Here is a 19,107-nt window from a genome sequence, read left to right as displayed (position 1 = left end):
TGTTTTGTATTGCTGATTTAGCTGAACACGCAAATATTTTCTCAGTCCTTTCAGTTTTTCGGTAAAACGATCTCTCCTTGTGGTATATTTTAGTCTCCATGTTATGCCAAATCTTGATTTAGCTCAATAGCAAGTAAATACAAGAAAATTATAGCTTATAATCTTCTTGCCTTGTTTGGCTAAATTTGCAGCATGGTCTCTACCAGATTTTATCATTTGTGATTTAGCTTTATATTTAGCCCATACTTATTTAACCTTTTAGGCATATCATAAAACCTTTTCGCATCTGCTTTCATTTTCAAAAACAAATACCATATCGTTGCAATACCTCGCTATTTCTGTTTGTTCAATTAAGTTCTCTTTGCTAATTTTTGCAAACCAGATATCTATAACATAGTACAGAAAGATATTAGCCAAGATTGGAAAACTATTGAGCTTTGACGACAACATTTTTTGTTAATAACTATTCTTTGTTAATAACTATAGTACAATTTTCTATGATTGGTATTTCAATCAGGTACATTTCATGTTTAAGCTGATTTAACTAACTAGAAGAAATAAGTTAGAGTAAGAGTTATTAAGAGCTTTATAAGCTTTATAAAAGCTGCTATGTAGTTTATTTTCATTTAAGTTGATACACGAATTTAACGGTAGCTGTATTAATATTATTTGTCAATATGACAATAATATCTTGATGTCAATTACAGAAATATAGCGTGAATTTATGTCTAATATTTGGCTAGTTGGAATGCTAATTTTTAATCCAATAACTTGAATTTATAGTTGATAATGCTGCTTAGAAATATTTCTTAATTAATGAATATAGTAGTATTCATCATCAAAGTTTTTACTCGATACAAATACTGTATTCTTTCCTATCCAAAAATGTTTTGATACTGATTCTTCAAAACTAATTTTCTCTCTTTTCTTTATTGCTCAGAGCCTTTTTTCCAAAAATTTATAGTATATTTCATACTAATTACTTTTTCGTTATATCTTAACATTGTATTATTATAATTGGCTTATAGAGTTTTGCTATATAACCTCACATAGCCATATATAGTAAAGAAAAAATAAAACAAATAGAAGAAAACTATGGAAGCATCATATCCGTATGATTTAAGAAAACAAGTAATGAAATTAATAGAAAAATATATGATTGGAAAAAATTACAAAAAGAAACAGAAGCTATAAAAGCAAAATCATGATATCAAAAAGAACATAATCATAGAATAACTGACCTAATTCCTTTTAAAAGAAAACAAAAACCCTCTAGTACAACACTTTATCTTCTACGCCATTCTGCTGGCATATCTACTGTCATAGAGAAACGATTGCCTTTAATATGATTAATGACAGCTCGAGTATTAAGAGGTAAAGGGTAATTAGTACGAGCATGCCCAATGCCATTTAGTGTAAATACAGGAAAGTTTACGCTTTGAGCAAATCTATGCTTAACTAATTCTAGTAACTGTTCATCATTGGTACATAGTATATCACCAAAAATTACAGCTTGTACTTCATCTAAAATATGAGCTTGCTTTAAATGTTCTAACCTCATCTCTAGTAGAGCTGGGTCAGGTTCTACCTCCTCTAAAAATAGGATTTTATCCTTTGTATCTATTTGCCAACATGTACCTATGCTAGCTCTAACTAATGATATAGAACCGCCAACAACCTTCGATTCTAATATACCATCATTTAATTCAATACCATTGTCAATCATTTTTAGATTGAATTTGATATTATTACGGTATCCTGAGATTAATAATTCTAATTTATCAATAGAATCCTGAGATATTTTATTGTCTACTATCTGCTCTAGCATTGGAGAATGCAAAGTGCTCCAATCATACTTATTTTGTAAATAAATATGTAAAACACTAACATCACTAAAGCCCATCAGGATTTTTCTATTTTTATTTTGCGCAATCTTCTTTTTTACATCGTCAGGTAGCTTTTCCAGGTATGGAATTAACCTACTAGCTCCTCTTCCTCCTCTAATACACCAAATAGCTATACTCTTCGGATTGGTTAATGCTTTAACTAAACTTTCAGCTCTAAACTCATCTGTATTAGAATACAATGGTTCATTGTCACTGTAGATATTTTCTGGAACATTAGCTTTTACACCTATAGATTCTAAGTAATCTTCTATTAATTGTAGATTTAATTCACTACCTTTAGAACTTGGTGCTATGACATCAATTATTGTATCTGGTATAGCAAAGCAAATGCTTACACTTGCAACTACAAAAGAAAAAAGAAGAATAATAAAACGCATTAGAATATTTTTATAAAATTGATCTTTGAGCTTTAAAAATTATTTTTGAATATTTCAATTTGAATATTTCAAAGTGCGCAACTAAATACACTATAAACATTAAATTGTTTAGTAACATATTATATAACAATTAAAAGGTCAACAATAATAACTATATAGTTTAGCTCTGTTAACAAAAAGATTGAAAGAACCAGTGCAAATAATGTCTGAATCTAATAAATGCAGATATAGAGATGCTTCACATCGTGCTATTAAAATAGCAACTAAAATAAAATCATTGACACTTATTAAATATTGGTATACTATCCTCTACTTAAAGTTATTAAAGTTATTAAAGTTATTAAAGTTATTTAATTAAATAGGGTGATTACAATGAAAGATATTTATAGTGCTGTAGTAAGCATGGTTAACAATGTTACAAGTAATTCTACTTTTTCTCACGTAAAGGCTTGTCTTCTTAGTCCAAGAGCTATTGAATTATTCATTAAAACCACCAATAATGCTACTAAATATTACGAAATTTGTAAGTCTATTTTTATTTATTATCCTCTTGAAGATCTTTATAATTATAAGGGTGTTAAAGTTTTACATCAGGTTAAAAATTGTGGGAAACAAATTTGTCTTGACTATGCAAGTTTAACTGTGCCTGGTAATCTTACATCGGGAATAAATGGTAAAGATATAGTCATTACTGGATTATTTAATAATATCAGAGATAATAATAATTTATATGATAGACTTCAAAAATCGAGTAAAGGTGTGTGTAAAATAATAGCAGACTGTGATATTGACTTGATAGTAAAAAATATCAACATGATGGATGACAGTGATAATGAAAATACTACAGCAGTAGTGGCAGGTACAGTAGCAGGAATAGCAGTAGGTGTTATTGTAACTTCTTTAATAGGATGGTTTTTCTGTAGAAGAAGCAAAAAGAATGATTGTGTTGTTGTTAAACAATACACAGATGAAAATAGTAATCCTACTAATTTTGATGAAAAAGTTACAAACGATACAAATTACGATGATAATACTGAACATATGTATGAGGAACCCTATGGAGCCACTAGGGCTGAAACAATAGTAGAAATGTCTGTTTAATATTATCTTTTATTATTGTCATTAGGAATAAAGCTTTGGCATTGGCTTTAAAAAAGCAATTTTGAAGTAACTTTTGAACAAAGCCTATTTCTATATCAAACTTGTGTTATTGTAGCAAAATCATAGCTATAAAAAGTAACAACCCGACAATAGTATTTGCTTTAAACCGTGTTAAACAATTCAGTGGTTGAGTAACATCTAATGTAACAATTTGCCACATTAATAATGCTGTAGCAGCAACTATAAACAGCACAGCAAAAATTGATAATTTAAATGCAGATAATAATATCGATTCAACGAACATACTGATAAATGTAAGATATAGTGATGCTAAAATCCATAGCTTATACTTGTTATTTTTAAGCACTAAAGCTAAAGATTTAACCTTTATCTTTTCATCATCAGCAGCATCTGCAAAGGCATAGATTGTATCATAACCAATAGTCCAAAAAATACAGCCAATATACATTACAACACTTGCTATAGTTAAATTATTGGTGACGTTAGCATAAGATATCAAAGCGCCAGAATTAAAAATAATACCTAAAACAACTTGAGGATAATAAGTAATACGCTTCATAAATGGGTAAATAAAGATTAATGTTGATGCTAAAATAGCTAAAAAAATAGCTAAATTTGATAGTTGCATTAGTAGCATTAACGCAACCATTGAGATAACCATTAGATATATAATTGCATTAGTAACTGTTATTTGATTGTTTGCAAGTGGGCGAAGTTTAGTTCTAGCAACTCTACAGTCAATATCTTTATCTACAATATCATTTACTATGCAGCCAAAACTACGCATTAATATACTACCAAGGAAAAGAATAACTAAACTGTTATATTTGACTTGTTCTAATGAAACTAATCCTATTCCAAAACAACACGGAAAAAATAACAAAAAAATACCAACTGGATTGTTTAAACGAGATAGCTTTATTAAAAGATTAAATTGGTATATTATTCTTAAAAAAGTAGTCATTTATTATCTATCAAATGTAAAGGAAAATTATGGCCGAATTGTCAGCAAATTACAACTATTTAGAAAATGAACCAAAGTGGCAAGATGATTGGCAGAAAAAAAATATATATCAATGGAATTCTACTCTTCCAAAAGATAAAACGTTTATTGTTGATCCTCCGCCACCTACAGTTTCTGGTGATTTGCATATAGGGCATGCAATGAGTTTTATTCAACTTGATTGTATTGTTAGATATCAACGAATGCTGGGAAAAAATATATTTTTTCCTATTGGTTTTGATGATAATGGTCTACCTACTGAAAGATTTGTTGAAAAAATAAAAAATGTCCGTGCTTCTAATATTGCAAGACCAGATTTTATTAAAATGTGCCAGGAAGTTGTAATAGCAAAGGAAGGAGAGTTTTGTAAATTTTTAAATGCAATTGGGCTATCAGTAGATTGGTCATTAAAGTATCAAACCATTAGTTCATTGTCATGTAAAATATCACAAATGTCATTTCTTGACTTGGTTAATAAAAATCAAGTTTATCGCAATCATCAGCCAGTATTGTGGGATTGTATTGATCAAACTGCTTTATCTCAAGCTGATGTTGAAGATAAGGAAAGAATAACATCAATGTATTACATTGCTTTTGCAGTTATGAACAGTGAACTAAAGGTACAAATTGCTACTACTAGGCCAGAAATGCTGCCTGCATGTTGTGCTATATTTTTTAACCCAAATGATATCAGATATCAGCATTTGCATAACCAATTTGCTATTACTCCATTATTTAAGTCAGTAGTTCCAATACTTGCAGAGGAAACAGTAGATATAAATAAAGGTAGTGGATTGGTAATGTGCTGTACATTTGGTGATACTAAGGATGTTGCATGGTGGAGAAAACATAATCTACCTACTAGAATTATTATTGATTATTATGGTAAAGTTAAACCTCTAGACTTTACAGTTAGTAGTCAAAATCAAGAAAAATTTACAGAATATTACAATCAAATTACTGGCCTGAAAATTGCCCAAGCTAGAAACAAAGTTGTAGAGTTATTACATCATAATCAACTAATTATAAAACAGGAACAGATATCTCAAACTGTTAAGCAAGCGGAAAGATCAGGGGCTATACTAGAGATAATTATGGCGCCTCAGTGGTTTATCAAAGTTGTAGAACATAAAGATGCTTTGCTACAAAAATCACAAGAATTAGAGTGGTATCCAAAATCCATGAAGATTAAACTTGATAATTGGATTAATAGTTTAGCATGGGATTGGTGTATTAGTAGGCAACGCTACTTTGGCATACCATTTCCTGTGTGGTATTCAAAGAGAGAAGGTGAGGAAGGCAAAATTATCTTTGCTGATATATCTCAATTACCTGTTGATCCATTATATGATTTGCCAGCTGGGTACAGTAAAGATGAAGTAATTCCAGATTCTGATGTTATGGATACTTGGGCTACAAGCTCATTATCTCCACAACTATCTAGCCATGGTATCTCATCTAATTTAACTATTGACTCAACTAGACATAATCAACTATTTCCTGCTGATTTAAGATCTCAAGCTCATGAGATAATTAGAACATGGACTTTTTATACTATAGTAAAATCTTATTTACATCAAAATAGCTTGCCTTGGTCTAAAATTATGATAAGTGGTTGGTGCTTAGCTGATGATAGAAAAAAAATGTCAAAATCTAAAGGAAATATTATACTACCAACTGAATTAATTAAACGTTACGGAGCAGATGCAGTTAGATATTGGGCATTAACTTCTCAACTTGGACATGATTGCGTAGTATCAGAACAGGTTATTGGCATTGGTAAAAAATTAGTAAATAAATTATGGAATGCTGCTAGATTTATTCTGCAGCATATTACAGGCAAACTTACTGCAGAGTTCTTGATATCAGCTAAGCATTGCGTTGAAAAAAAGGTTATAAGCTGTACTACTGACTTATGGATGCTAAGTAAATTACAAGATACAGTCAACAATACATCAAACTTGTTAAACAATTATGAGTATGCTTCTGCTAGATTATATGTTGAAGAATTTTTCTTGAAAGACTTCTGTGATAACTATCTTGAGCTAGTTAAATCAAGAATATATGATCATAGCAGCGAATATCAAAAAAGTGCAATTTATAGTGTATTTTGGGGATTAAAAACTATTTTAGAGCTATTTGCTCCATTTGTGCCTTTTATTACTGAAGAGTTGTATGCAGCTATCTATCAATCCAATAATTTATGCAATGGTTCAATTCATAGCAGTAATAAATGGCCATTGGCGCAAAACTTTTATAACGATGAGTTAATTTTAACTACAGGAAATCTAGCTATTAATATTCTCACATTAGTAAGAAAATCAAAATCAGCAAGAAAATTATCAGTAAAAGCCCCAATATCATTATTACAAGTAAAATATGATAGTGATAGCTATCAGCAATTACCAAGTGATCTTGTAGATGATTTGAAGTTGGTAACCAACAGTAATGAATTTTCAATTGTTACTAATTTTACTACTATTGATGATTTAATAACTGGGGATGGAATTACAGTTAATATAGTTTATCCTGGGTCAATGAAACATGAATGCTAAGTTTATTCATTTAAGAGTACAAAGTTCTTACTCATTGTTGGAAAGTACTTTATCAACACAAAAAATATTATCTCTTGCTCAAAGAGATGAAATGCCAGCAGTAGCTCTTACTGATAAGAGCAACTTATTTGGTTCTTTAGAATTTGCTCTTGCAGCAGCTAAGGAAGGTATTCAACCAATTCATGGTATCATATTAAATATTCAATATTATGGTCAGAATGACAGTCCAAAATATAGCGAGATATTGTTAATTGCTCAAAATAAAGCAGGGTATCAAAACTTACTTAAATTAGCAAGCTTTCCTTATATTAAAAACGATAGAACTACTATTAATCATGTTACGCTAGATGATTTATTTACTTATAATGAAGGTATTATTGTTCTATCTGGTTATTTTTACGGAATCATTGGCAATTTGTTATTTGAAAAAAATTTTGTGTTAGCAGAAAATTATGCAAAAAAATTCAAAACAATATTTGGTAATCGCTTTTACTTTGAAATTAACAGAATTACTAGCAAACAGATCTATGCTATTGAAAAAAGCTATGTTCAGTTAGCACAAAAACTAAATATACCTTTAGTAGCAACAAATAATATTTTATTTGATGAAGGAGAAAAGTACGCTACACATGAAGTATTAATGAAGATTTGCAATCCAAATATTGAAATTGATAAGTTTAAAATAAATAATCAATGTTATTTTAAGTCTCAGAATGAGATGATTGAAACATTTTGGGATCTACCGCAAGCTATTGAAAATACAGTATATTTAACTCAGCGCATATCTTTTATGTTAGAGGCTAAAAAACCATTATTGCCTAAATTTGCTAAAGATGCTGATGAGGAGAATAAACTTATTAGACAATTGTCTGAAGAAGGATTATCTCAAAAGTTAAAGCTGCAATTCAAAAATTATTCAACTGCTGAATTTGAAGATAAAAAAAAAATATATTTTGATAGGCTGAATTATGAGCTTAGCATTATTTGCAGTATGAATTTTTCTGGATATTTTCTGATAGTTTCTGACTTTATAAAATGGAGTAAAGAAAATAATATATCTGTTAATCCTAGAGGATCAGGAGCAGCCTCAGTAGTAGCTTGGGGACTAGGAATTACCAATCTTGATCCAATAAGATTTGGTCTGTTGTTTGAACGATTTTTAAATCCAGAAAGAGTATCAATGCCTGATTTTGATATTGATTTTTGTCAAGAAAGAAGGGGCGAGGTTATTAATTATGTTAGAAGAAAATATGGAGAGGGTAAAGTAGGGCAAATTATTACCTTTGGGAAATTGCAAGCAAAAGCCGTAGTAAAAGACGTAGCTCGTGCACTAGGATTAGGTTATAATTATGCTAATTATATTACTTCATTAATTCCATTTAATGCAGTACGTCCTGTGACATTACAAGAAGCTATTGATAAAGTTAATGAACTTAATAATGCATATACAGGAAATGATTTGTATAATTTTGAAGCATTAATTAATGTAGATACTCGATATTTAAAACTCTTAGATAAGTGGCAAAGTCAAAATTATATTAAAATTCAACAAATACTTAATAATATTAATATAAAAGATGAGCAATTAAATTTAATCAAGAAACTTGATAACAAGCAAGATATACAAGATTATATAGATATCATCAAGTCTGAATCTACTTATCAGAAGGTAATTAGTTACTGCCAAAAATTGAATTTAGATAGCTTAGCATCAGAATTTCAACAAATGCATGATGAATATCAAGATTTAATTAGTAACCGCAAAGCTCAAATTCAGGATGTTATTAAAACAGCTTTAGAGTTAGAAGGTTTACATCGTCATGTTTCTGTACACGCTGCTGGTATAGTAATTGGTAGGCAAAATTTAATTGACACAATAGCTCTATATAAAGATAAAAATTCAGATATTCCTGTAGTTCAATATTCAATGAAATATTTAGAAGCAGCTGGACTAATCAAATTTGATTTTTTGGGCCTACAGACTCTTACAATTATTTCAAAATGTTTAGAATTATTAAAAAATAAGAATATTAATTTTGAAATCAATAATTTAGAGTTTAATGATAAGTTAACTTATCAACTGCTTTCTAACGGAAATACTATAGGTGTTTTTCAGTTTGAAAGTTCAGGTATGCAAGATGCTTTAAAGAGATTGAAGCCAGACTGTATTGAAGACTTGATTGCTCTTGGCGCATTATATCGTCCTGGTCCAATGGATAATCTTCGAACATATATTGATTGTAAGCATGGTAGATTGAAGCCTAATTATTTACATTCAAAACTTGAGCCTATCTTAAAAGAAACTTATGGGACCATTATTTATCAAGAACAAGTAATGGAAATAGCAAAGGTTCTTGCTAAATATACCCTTAGTAAAGCTGATTTTTTACGTCAAGCTATGGCTAAAAAAATTAAATCTGAAATGGAAAATCAAAAAGTAATTTTTATTAATGGAGCTATAGAAAATGGTATTAGTAAAAACCAAGCTGAAAGTATTTTTGCTGAAGTAGAAAAATTTGCTGGATATGGATTTAATAAATCTCACGCTGCAATATATGCAGTAATCTCATACCAAACTGCATACTTAAAAGCAAATTATCCAACAGAATTTTTAGTTGCTTGCTTAAACCTTGATATTAATGATCAAGATAAAATAGATTTATTTATTCAAGAAGCTAAACAATTAGGTATAAAGGTTATACCTCCAAATATAAATAAATCTAAAGAATATTTTAGTATATCAGCAGATAATGCAATAATATTTGCTTTAGGGGCTATCAAAAATGTCACTCCTAATATAGGTAAGATAATAGTTGAAGAAAGATTACATAGAGGTGAATTTAAAACTATTTTAGACTTTGCTGTAAGAACTGATTCTTATTCTATTAGTAGAAAAGTATTTGAAAGCTTAATATATGCAGGCTGTTTTGATGATTTTCAGCAACCAGTTAACCGCCACCAATTGTTTGCTAGCATAGATCGTATTAACAACTATGCTAGCAAACATGCAAAGAATATTCATCAGTTCAGTTTTATTACTAGCACAGTAGAAGATGTGCTTAGTCCAATATCTGAATATTCGTTGCATGAAAAAGCTATGAAAGAATTTGAAGTATTGGGATCATTTCTGACTTGTAATCCAATTTCTCCATATGAATCGCTCTTAGCTAAGCATGGAGTCGTTAATTCTAAGTATTTAAGTACAACATTAAAATCTGGAAGTACAGCAGTTAGAATTGCTGGCATAGTGCAGAAAAAAAATTCTAGAATGTCGCCAAGAGGTAAATTTAATATAATTAAATTATCTGATAGTTGTGGCAATTCTGAAGTAAAAATTTTTGATGAAGAAATATTGCGTAAGTATGGACCGCTATTAGAAATAGGATCATTAGTGATAGCTCAATGTGATGTTTTTAAGGATGAAGGTGGTATTAGAATTGTAGCTACTGAGTTTAAAGATATTGAAACCATTAAAAATGATCTTGATAAACACCTGCAATTGACTATAAATCATGAACAAGATTTAGATGAAGTAATAAATGTAATTACCAGCACTAATATTACCAAAGGTGATACTGAGATAGATATGACATTACCATTTTTTAATAAAAAGTTTCAAGTAATTGTTACTATTAAATTGAAATATTCATTAACTATTGATCAATTAATAAATCTAAACAAATTTATTAGTTAACTTTCATTGCATACAATAATGATCTTGCTATAATAAAATAGAAATAGAGAAGTTAGACAATAAATTAAAAAAGTATTAAGGTAAAAATGAATTAGCATCCATAGTTTTTAAATGATGTCCTTTATGAAAACTTGCATTGTCCATCACAACTACAGAATTATTAGGTAATTTCTGAATTAAATTCTGTTCTATTCAACAGTTAAAAATAGGAGTATTAATATTACAGTCAAAAATTGATACTATTATATCTACTAATCTTCTATAACATTAGTTCTATTTGATGGATGCTGTAATCACGCAGTAATATCTCGTGCTTTTTTTGCGCGCTATTAAACAAAACCGCTCTCATCAGTAAAGATAATAACTTTTCCTTTGTCTTTGCGCATTTTTATATTGTTCTGAAATTTTAATCTCTCTTCTTTTTTGCATTCAGATGTTTTAAAGATTTTTTTTATATGTAATATTTAATCTCATTAATGCTCTTTGTATACCAGACTTGCTTATTCCTAGCCGTTCAGCTCTTTTCATATTGATATGCGACACTGTATTGTTATACATCTTCTTTTTATAGTCATTTACAATGAAGTTTGAGCATAGAAAGAAGCGATAAAAATTAATAAAATCTGTTGGTTATAAAGTTATTTTTCTGCTCCTTATTTTCCATATTTAAATCTGATAGAAAAGTTTTGGGCTAATATGAAGAGGTGGATTAGACATCAAATTACTCAATTTGGTGGTAAATCTTATGATGCTATTGTCGATTTTTTCTATGCTCAAACCTCATTGTAAATAACTATATATCAAATTTTACTGAGATAGCATTACAACTTTTTCCTTGATTAACATATTTCATTACTTTATCTCGAAAGTCTTGGCTATATGATTTTGGCATTTCCTTTTTAGAATATTATATGCAAACTTCATTGTAAATGACTATAGTTTATCAATAGAGATTTTTGTTGGAGCTATGTTTCTTCTTTTGGGCGCAATATGTTTTTACTCCATGCCAATACTGTATTCTTTCCTATTCCAAAACTTTTGATACTGATTCAAAACTAATTTTCTCTCTTTCCTTTATTATCAGCAGTTTCTTGTGTCATGCTAAACTGGTGTAAGATAAAGAATGAAATAAGAAAAACTGCTAGTGATTTTGAGTAATTTTTTGATGCTAGTTACTGTGATTTTAAAAAGTTACTACATTATTGCATTAAGCAATATTGTACTTTTTGAGACCTTTGTGATTATACCTTATGCATAACTTTTCCTTATTACGTTCTGGCGTTATATATTTCGGTTTTCAATTTTTTGCCATGTATTAAATAATTCTTCTATTCTAAGTTTTGATGTTTCAAGTTCCTTAGAAAATAGCAAAAATTTATCTTGGTTATTTTGATAAAGGTTAGGATCAGCTAATTTTTTCTCTAAATCTTCAACTTGAGTTTCTAATTGAGTTATTTCTTTAGGGATACTATCTAGCATTCTCTGGAATTTATAAGATAGTTTTGTAGAAAGTTTAGGAGTTAGATGTTTTACTGTTTTGTTATTTTTTGCTATCTTAGGATTAGTAATATGCTGGTTTAACTTAGAGTAATGTTCTATATAATCCTGATATCCTCCAATCACGTTAATAATATTACCATTTCCTTCAAATACTAATGTGTTGGTAACTAATCTGTTCAAAAAATCACGATCGTGGCTAACAACAATTAGTGTGCCAAAATAATCTGACAATATATCTAGCAATATTTCTATAGTGTCAATATCTAAATCATTTGTAGGCTCATCAAGTATCAATAGGTTGCCAGGTTTAATTAATGCCTTAGCTAATAATAAACGAGTAGCTTCTCCTCCAGATAAGGTGCTAACTTTCGTAGATAATAGCTTTGGATCGAACATGAAACTTTTAAGATATGCTCCTGCATGTATAGTTTTGTCAGACAAAAAAATTTGATCTCCTCCAGTAGGGCAAAGTGTTTGCTGTAATGTATAATTAGGATTTAAAGAGCTTTTATTCTGGTCAAAATAAGTTATTTCTAAAGTAGTGCCATGTTCTATCAAACCAGAACTAGGTTTAATACTTTTAGTAAATAGTTTTAATAAAGTAGATTTCCCAGTACCATTAGGGCCAATTATTCCAATTTTATTACCTTTAATTATATTAATATTAAAGTTTTTAATGACAAATTGGTCATTATATTTAAAACATACATTTTCCGCTCTAATAATAAACCTAGCTTTATTACTTTCATTATTACTATGATAAAATTGAACCTTCTGAGATGCTTTAGCTAATCTTTGTGAACTAAATCTCAATTGCTCTCGTAATGTTTTTAAATTTGATAATCTGCGTTGATTTCGCTTACGTCTAGCAGAAATTCCTTGATGCAGCCAAAGTTGCTCAGTATTAATTTTTTTATTTAATTTTATTAAATTAGATTCTTCTTGATCAATAATTTGAGCTTGCCATTGTTCAAAAAATTGAAATCCTTTATTTGATTGATGTAAAATGCATCTATCTAACCACCAAACCTTATTGCTGATTGCTGTTAAAAATGCTCTATCATGGCTAATACATATTATACTTCCTTTATATGATTTTATATAACTTTCTAACCATTCAATTGCTTGTATATCAAGATGATTAGTTGGTTCATCTAGCAATAATATTTCAGCATGCGAAGCTAGAACTTTCGCTAGTTGAACTCTGCGTAATTGACCTCCGGAAAGTTTGCGTAAAGTTTTATTAGCGTTGATTTGTAATTTTTCAATAAAAATTTCTGCCTGATAGTAATTTTCTTTATTAGGTATAGATTGTGTAATGAAGTCATATACTTTAAGCGATAGGTTGCATGCAACATTTTGTTGCAGGTAAGCAATTTTAGTTGCAGAATGCTGAAATATTTCACCTTTATTTAATTGATAATCTGAGTTAATTATTTTCATTAAACTTGATTTACCAGATCCGTTTTTACCAATTAGACAAATTTTGTCACCAGGGTATAAATAAATATTTAAATTATCAAAAATCTTTTGGTCAGCGAAAGATAGTTCTCCATACTTGATATAGTATATTGGTAATAGTTTCATTGAAATATTTAGATTGTTAGTTTACTTTAAAGTGCCAATTAATATTAATGCAGCCTGATTATACAACAAATATCATTAAAAAAATAATATGAATATTTGCAATAAAATTAAAATTCTTATTAATTGTTTGGTATATGAATGTTGACTATTAATAAAGTTGTTTAGGAGTTTAAAATGTCAATTAAACATCTAGCCATAATAATGGATGGTAACCTTAGGTGGGCTGTAGCTAATGAGTTGACAATGTTTGATGGATACAATAAAGGAGTTGAAGTAGCTAAAAAAGTAGTAGATTGTGCTATAAAGAATAAAATTCAACATTTAACTTTATTTGCATTTTCTATGGAAAATTGGAAACGATCGCAGTTAGAGATTAATTATTTACAAGCATTAATGCAATCATATTTGGAATCAGATGCTAGAAATTACTGCGACTATGGTGTCAAATTTACTGTAATAGGCAACACAACAAAATTAAACTTTGAATTACAGAAGGTTATTAAAGAAGTGGAAGAGTTAACTATTAACAATTCTGTCTTAAATTTATACATAGCTTTTAGTTATAGTGGTCGTTCTGAAATCATTGATGCTTATAAAAGGATTATAAGTTCTAACATTAAAGCTGAAGAGTTAACTGAACAAGAATTTAGAAGGTATCTATATTCTCCAACTATGCCTGATATTGATTTACTAATTCGTACCAGTGGAGAGCAAAGAATTAGCAATTTCTTATTGTGGCATTTAGCATATAGTGAGTTATACTTTATTGATAAATACTGGCCTGATTTTGATGAAGCTGATTTTAATATAGCTTTGGAAGATTATTTAAGACGTAAGCGTACTTTTGGACTATCAAGAAAAGTGAATTGAATATGAGTACAACACAAAATCAACTAAGGCTTTTATCAGGTATAGTGATTGCTATATTATTCTTATCAAGCCTATTATATATTAGATTTTTATTTTATATTTTAATGATGATTATAGCAGTAGTGATGATACAGGAATGGTTTAATATGTGTTATAAAAACCCATTCCTAGTAGGATTAGGTGTCGTTATAATTCTAATGTCAATTATCTGCCTTATTATTATGCATGCCAAACTTTTGCATGGCATGACTTTAGTTAGCTATTTTTTAATGATATGGTGTACAGATGTTTTTGCTATGTTAGGCGGTAAATATTTTCAAGGTCCTAAGTTAACACCTTATATTAGCCCTAACAAAACATGGAGCGGTTTGATTTGTGGTATGACTGCTGCTGGATTTGTTGCATTAATAATATATATTACTGCTTTGGATGCAATTTTAACGCATAAAATGAATTCATGCTGGTATGCATTTAGTTTTGGTGTAATAATTGCTTTTATTGCTCAGTTAAGTGATTTATTTGTTTCATATTTTAAAAGAAAGGCTAATCTAAAAGATAGCGGTAATATTATTCCTGGTCATGGTGGAATGTTAGATAGATTTGACAGTATTATCTTTTCTGTGCCATTATTTTTTATGCTAGTTATGATGTGATATTATAATGTCAAGAATATTATTTAGTGTGGTATTGATAGGATTGCTGATTTATTTTGCTTTTCATGCTGTTTATGGTAATAGGGGATTGATTTCATATATTGAATTTAATAATAATGTTGATCAATCGCTTAAAAAATTATATAAGCTTAAGGCAGAAAGGTTAGAGCTTGAACAGAGAGTTAATTTACTTAGACTACAATCTTTGGATTTAGATATGCTTGATGAGCAAGTAAGAAAAAAATTAGGATTAGCTCATTCTAATGAAAAAATATTTAGTGTTAATAAAGATTTAGCTACAAATTAAAATATTATGAAAATTCACATATTTATTAATGATATACCAGATAATTTAATGATTTCAGGAGATTTAGCTATCGATACTGAAACAATGGGGTTAAACTTTGCACGAGATAGGCTATGTTTGCTACAGTTTTGTCAAGAAAGCAAAGATGATAATATTGATGATAAAGAAGTTTTTTTAGTTAAGTTTGAAGATCAACAATATAACTCTCATAATCTAAAAAAACTGCTTATGGACTGTAGTAGAACAAAAATCTTTCATTTTGCTAGGTTTGATTTAGCAGCAATTCAGTACTACTTAGGTGTTACTTTAAATAATATTTTTTGTACTAATGTAGCTTCAAAATTAGTTAGAACATATACAGATTCTCATGGATTGAAAGATCTTTGCCGAGAGTTGTTAGGGATACAGATTTCAAAGCAATGTCAAAGTTCAGATTGGGGAAGACAGAGTTTAACTAGTGATCAAGAAGAATATGCAGCAAAGGATGTAGTATATCTGCATAGAATTAAAAATATTCTAGAGGAAATGTTAATTCGTGAACATAGATTAGATATAGCTCAAAAGATATTTAAGTTTTTACCAGCTAGGGCTGAACTTGATGTTATTGGTTGGCAAGATATAGATATTTTAAGTCATTAAGTGTTTTATAAAATTGCTTTTATTACCCAGAGTTTGATAAAAGGAAGATTGATTATACCCACGATCCTTCCATCCACAACATTTATTCAACTTCTTCACTCTATGATCTATCCACTGCTTTCTATATTTCATCTCAGCTCCCTCAAGTTTTATTCTAGAATTATTACAACAGAAAGCTTAGAGTTGAATCAATATTTGAACATTGCTATTATTAAACCTCTTTTGAAACTAGTTAACGTAGTTCAAAATTATTGCTGATAAATATCGAAATAGACATAAAAGATTCGGTCTTAGATTTAATTTGATCTCTGGTATTTATAATTTTGAACTACGTTAACTAGTTTCGAAAGAGGTCTAATAGAATTTTTGTTTTTTTTTAGGTCTTTCTATAGGACTATCAGTAGCATCAATGAAGACTACTTCATAATTCATATCACTCTTCATTAACTGTTCCTACAAATTGAGCTTATTTTTACGCCCACCTTTTGATTTCTTAAGGACCATCAGCTTTCCTTAAAATATCCACCATCTTTGAAAATGTTTCCTTCATTACTCCTGTTAATCGACGAAATTTTTCACCCTTTAACTCTTTAATCTGATCGAATTTCATTATTACCTCAAATCAGATCTTTATAACACTATTCTACATCATTCTCTACTTACCTACATATAGTTCAGATTTAAATCCTATAGAACATTATTGGTTTAAGATTAAGCATGAAATAAGAAAAGTTACTCCTCAATTCAAAGATATTAGCATGTCTGTAGAACACGTAATGCAGTTTATCTGATTGTACCTATTTCCTACGTTATTGCTATACAAAACCACTACGCCATCACTTGAACTGTGCTTTTTGCAGGAAAAGTACTCTTCAGCACTACTTAAACGCTTAGTGAGATAACTTTATCATTAAATTCTGCCTGTGGTTACTTCTTTAGTACTAGGTTCTTATTAAACTCTACTCTTCTATTCATTGGTATATCTATTAAGTAATTTTTCTATTTCTTTTTCAGTTTTTTATGTTCTACTTATATAAATTTTATAACATACTAAAAAATAAACTTATGCACTAAATATACAATTAATTAAGAGTATAGCTTTCTAATATAACTAGTTTTTTTACTTTCTGTGTTACTTTTATTCTGCTACAGATACTATAGCAGGTCTTAGTAAGCGATCTTTTAACTTATATCCAACTTGTATAACGCTTACTACAGTACCTTTAGCACATTTGGTATCTTTAACTAATGAAATGACATGGTGAATATTAGAATCAAAAGGTTCTCCTGTTTTAGGTTCGAATTTTTGAATACCATATTGACTTAAAATGGATCCAAATTTCTTTTGAGTCATTTCTATACCTGTAATAGCATTTTTAATTTTGTTGTTTTCTTGGTTATTGCTATTATCAAGTTGCTGTTCCATATTACTTAAAGCAAGACTTAAATCGTCTAAAACTGAAAGCATATCTTTAGCGAAGTTGAATATAGCATATTCTTTTACTTCTTGGAGTTGGCGCTCGTATCTTTTGATAGTATTGTCATTTTCTGCAATTGCTCTTAACAAATCATTATTAAGCTGAGCTATTTCATTATCTTTGTTATTAATTATATCATCATTTGATACTTCTTGATTAGATGATTTTTTATCAACTTGCTGAGAATCTGCATTATCTTGATTAACAACATAACCTGATGCATCTTTATTATGTTGGTTTGTGTGATTGTCCTGCATAGTTTTTGTTCCTAATAACTATTAAATTTAAATAATATAACTGATTTTTATTCTATTTGCTAAAAAGCTTCATCTATAATATATTTCTTAATTCCATGTTTTCAAGTAATAAATGGATAGAAATCTAGTATGCGGTTATGTAGTAGAAAAGATAGTGAAATGCGTCCTATTAGCATAGAACTTGGGGCAATGCTTAATAGTAAAGGGTCATGTTTGACTAAAATAGGTAATACACATGTAATATGTAGTGCTACTGTTGAGGAGTCTTTGCCTTTATTTCTCAAGAATAAAAAGCAAGGTGGTTGGGTAACAGCAGAATATAGTATGTTACCAGGTTCTTCATTGCAGCGTGTTAAACGAGAAGGCATTCAAGGAAAATCTGGCCGTACTCAAGAAATTCAAAGGTTAATCTCACGTGCTATGAGAGCAGCTGTAGATTTAAAGCTTTTAGGGGAAAGGCAAATTTTAATAGATTGTGATGTTATTAATGCAGATGGTGGCACACGTGCTGCATCGATAACTGGTGGTTATGTTGCAATGTGTTTGGCTGTTAATAAGTTAATGCAAGAAAAAAATCTTGCAGTGTATCCTATCTTATATCAAGTAGCAGCTATATCTTGTGGTATATCTAATGGTAGAGTTATTGTTGATCTAGATTATCAAGAAGATAGCTGTGCAGAAGTAGATGCTAATTTTGTTTTTCGGCGTGCAGGAACAATTATAGAGATTGTAGAAATACAAGTTGCAGCAGAAAAAAAGGCTTTTGTAGATGAACAAGTAATACAAATGCTAAAGCTTGCTCAAAAAGCTATCAATCATATATTTGATATTCAAAATCAATCCTTGCTTAAGTTAACCAAAGTTCGATATAATAAGGAGTGTTAAAGAGTAGGAAGAAAATATGAATAAATTCTTCTGCATTTAGACATAGCAAATAGTATCTGTAGTTTCTGTGCACAAACTCCTTTGTTGCCGTAAAGTTGTCTAATTATTAGTATTGATGATGCAAGCTTTTGAACGATTGCATAAAGCTATGTATAGTAAATTAGGTCAAATTAGATATGTACAATTTTCTACAAGTCAATAAAAGTATAGAAAGTTTGGAAGAATTTGAAGAAATAGATGCATGAAGCTATCTATAAATTCAAGCAATACAAA

General features: G+C 29.3%; 12 protein-coding genes and 4 pseudogenes. 11 read left to right on the top strand and 5 right to left on the bottom strand.

The genetic code is table 11. The features are described 5' to 3' along the window. Positions 1–1,285: 1,285 nt before the first annotated feature. On the bottom strand, positions 1,286–2,284 hold the full coding sequence (locus OTBS_RS01275; RefSeq protein WP_011944378.1) for an LD-carboxypeptidase: 999 nt from the start codon (positions 2,282–2,284) through the stop codon (positions 1,286–1,288). Between the two features lie 372 nt (positions 2,285–2,656). Here OTBS_RS01275 and OTBS_RS01270 point away from each other — a divergent pair, with 372 nt between their 5' ends. Continuing rightward, complete coding sequence (locus tag OTBS_RS01270) at positions 2,657–3,385, top strand: hypothetical protein (RefSeq protein ID WP_041621093.1); 729 nt, start codon at positions 2,657–2,659, stop codon at positions 3,383–3,385. 106 nt (positions 3,386–3,491) lie between these two features. On the opposite strand, the gene OTBS_RS01265 is transcribed toward OTBS_RS01270, so the two are convergent. Beyond that, positions 3,492–4,370, bottom strand: coding sequence for a UbiA family prenyltransferase (locus OTBS_RS01265; protein ID WP_011944375.1), 879 nt, complete (start codon positions 4,368–4,370; stop codon positions 3,492–3,494). Positions 4,371–4,399: 29 nt separating this feature from the next. Between OTBS_RS01265 and OTBS_RS01260 the strand changes: the two genes are divergently transcribed. The 3 genes and pseudogenes from OTBS_RS01260 (at position 4,400) to dnaE (OTBS_RS18150) (ending at position 10,658) form a co-directional block, all read left to right on the top strand. Beyond that, positions 4,400–6,964, top strand: a complete 2,565-nt coding sequence (locus OTBS_RS01260) for a valine--tRNA ligase (RefSeq protein WP_011944374.1) — start codon at positions 4,400–4,402, stop codon at positions 6,962–6,964. After that, positions 6,954–8,414 (top strand): annotated as a pseudogene (gene dnaE, locus OTBS_RS18155) (DNA polymerase III subunit alpha); the annotation flags it as partial. The gene OTBS_RS01260 and the pseudogene dnaE (OTBS_RS18155), both read left to right, overlap by 11 nt. Positions 8,415–8,423: 9 nt before the next feature. Beyond that, positions 8,424–10,658, top strand: a complete 2,235-nt coding sequence (gene dnaE, locus OTBS_RS18150; protein WP_410517958.1) for a DNA polymerase III subunit alpha — start codon at positions 8,424–8,426, stop codon at positions 10,656–10,658. 1,281 nt (positions 10,659–11,939) lie between these two features. Here the strand turns inward: dnaE (OTBS_RS18150) and OTBS_RS01250 are convergent. Continuing rightward, on the bottom strand, positions 11,940–13,745 hold the full coding sequence (locus tag OTBS_RS01250) for an ABC-F family ATP-binding cassette domain-containing protein (RefSeq protein WP_011944372.1): 1,806 nt from the start codon (positions 13,743–13,745) through the stop codon (positions 11,940–11,942). Between the two features lie 174 nt (positions 13,746–13,919). Between OTBS_RS01250 and uppS the strand changes: the two genes are divergently transcribed. The 5 genes and pseudogenes from uppS to OTBS_RS13725 all read left to right on the top strand — a co-directional run. Further along, positions 13,920–14,615, top strand: coding sequence for a polyprenyl diphosphate synthase (gene uppS / locus OTBS_RS01245; RefSeq protein ID WP_011944371.1), 696 nt, complete (start codon positions 13,920–13,922; stop codon positions 14,613–14,615). A 2-nt stretch (positions 14,616–14,617) separates the two neighbouring features. Then, entirely contained in the window at positions 14,618–15,268 is a 651-nt protein-coding gene (locus tag OTBS_RS01240) for a phosphatidate cytidylyltransferase (protein WP_041621092.1), read from the top strand. A 7-nt stretch (positions 15,269–15,275) separates the two neighbouring features. After that, entirely contained in the window at positions 15,276–15,575 is a 300-nt protein-coding gene (locus OTBS_RS01235) for an FtsB family cell division protein (RefSeq protein WP_011944369.1), read from the top strand. A gap of 6 nt (positions 15,576–15,581) precedes the next feature. Continuing rightward, complete coding sequence (locus OTBS_RS01230; RefSeq protein ID WP_011944368.1) at positions 15,582–16,214, top strand: ribonuclease D; 633 nt, start codon at positions 15,582–15,584, stop codon at positions 16,212–16,214. 241 nt (positions 16,215–16,455) lie between these two features. Further along, positions 16,456–16,551, top strand: a pseudogene (locus tag OTBS_RS13725) (IS5/IS1182 family transposase); the annotation flags it as partial. Positions 16,552–16,571: 20 nt separating this feature from the next. On the opposite strand, the pseudogene OTBS_RS13720 reads toward OTBS_RS13725, so the two are convergent. Then, positions 16,572–16,824 (bottom strand): annotated as a pseudogene (locus OTBS_RS13720) (IS5/IS1182 family transposase); the annotation flags it as partial. 40 nt (positions 16,825–16,864) lie between these two features. Between OTBS_RS13720 and OTBS_RS11065 the strand changes: the two are divergent. Continuing rightward, positions 16,865–17,005 (top strand): annotated as a pseudogene (locus tag OTBS_RS11065) (transposase); the annotation flags it as partial. A gap of 347 nt (positions 17,006–17,352) precedes the next feature. On the opposite strand, the gene OTBS_RS01225 reads toward OTBS_RS11065, so the two are convergent. Then, on the bottom strand, positions 17,353–17,949 hold the full coding sequence (locus OTBS_RS01225) for a nucleotide exchange factor GrpE (RefSeq protein ID WP_011944367.1): 597 nt from the start codon (positions 17,947–17,949) through the stop codon (positions 17,353–17,355). Between the two features lie 129 nt (positions 17,950–18,078). Between OTBS_RS01225 and rph the strand changes: the two genes are divergently transcribed. Continuing rightward, on the top strand, positions 18,079–18,834 hold the full coding sequence (gene rph / locus OTBS_RS01220) for a ribonuclease PH (protein ID WP_011944366.1): 756 nt from the start codon (positions 18,079–18,081) through the stop codon (positions 18,832–18,834). The last annotated feature ends 273 nt before the right edge of the window (positions 18,835–19,107 follow it).

The organism is Orientia tsutsugamushi str. Boryong (genome assembly GCF_000063545.1).
Taxonomy (GTDB): Bacteria; Pseudomonadota; Alphaproteobacteria; order Rickettsiales; family Rickettsiaceae; genus Orientia; species Orientia tsutsugamushi_C.
The sequence above is the reverse complement of the archived record's forward strand: the minus strand, read 5'-3'. Positions and strand labels throughout refer to the sequence as shown.

Excerpts from the sequence above, each read along its gene's own strand:
- OTBS_RS01260 (WP_011944374.1), top strand. The coding sequence starts at position 4,400 with ATGGCCGAATTGTCAGCAAATTACAACTATTTAGAAAATGAACCAAAG.
- OTBS_RS01225 (WP_011944367.1), bottom strand. The coding sequence starts at position 17,949 with ATGCAGGACAATCACACAAACCAACATAATAAAGATGCATCAGGTTAT.
- uppS (WP_011944371.1), top strand. The coding sequence starts at position 13,920 with ATGTCAATTAAACATCTAGCCATAATAATGGATGGTAACCTTAGGTGG.
- OTBS_RS01265 (WP_011944375.1), bottom strand. The coding sequence starts at position 4,370 with ATGACTACTTTTTTAAGAATAATATACCAATTTAATCTTTTAATAAAG.
- OTBS_RS01235 (WP_011944369.1), top strand. The coding sequence starts at position 15,276 with ATGTCAAGAATATTATTTAGTGTGGTATTGATAGGATTGCTGATTTAT.
- rph (WP_011944366.1), top strand. The coding sequence starts at position 18,079 with ATGCGGTTATGTAGTAGAAAAGATAGTGAAATGCGTCCTATTAGCATA.
- OTBS_RS01230 (WP_011944368.1), top strand. The coding sequence starts at position 15,582 with ATGAAAATTCACATATTTATTAATGATATACCAGATAATTTAATGATT.
- OTBS_RS01275 (WP_011944378.1), bottom strand. The coding sequence starts at position 2,284 with ATGCGTTTTATTATTCTTCTTTTTTCTTTTGTAGTTGCAAGTGTAAGC.
- OTBS_RS01250 (WP_011944372.1), bottom strand. The coding sequence starts at position 13,745 with ATGAAACTATTACCAATATACTATATCAAGTATGGAGAACTATCTTTC.
- OTBS_RS01240 (WP_041621092.1), top strand. The coding sequence starts at position 14,618 with ATGAGTACAACACAAAATCAACTAAGGCTTTTATCAGGTATAGTGATT.
- OTBS_RS01270 (WP_041621093.1), top strand. The coding sequence starts at position 2,657 with ATGAAAGATATTTATAGTGCTGTAGTAAGCATGGTTAACAATGTTACA.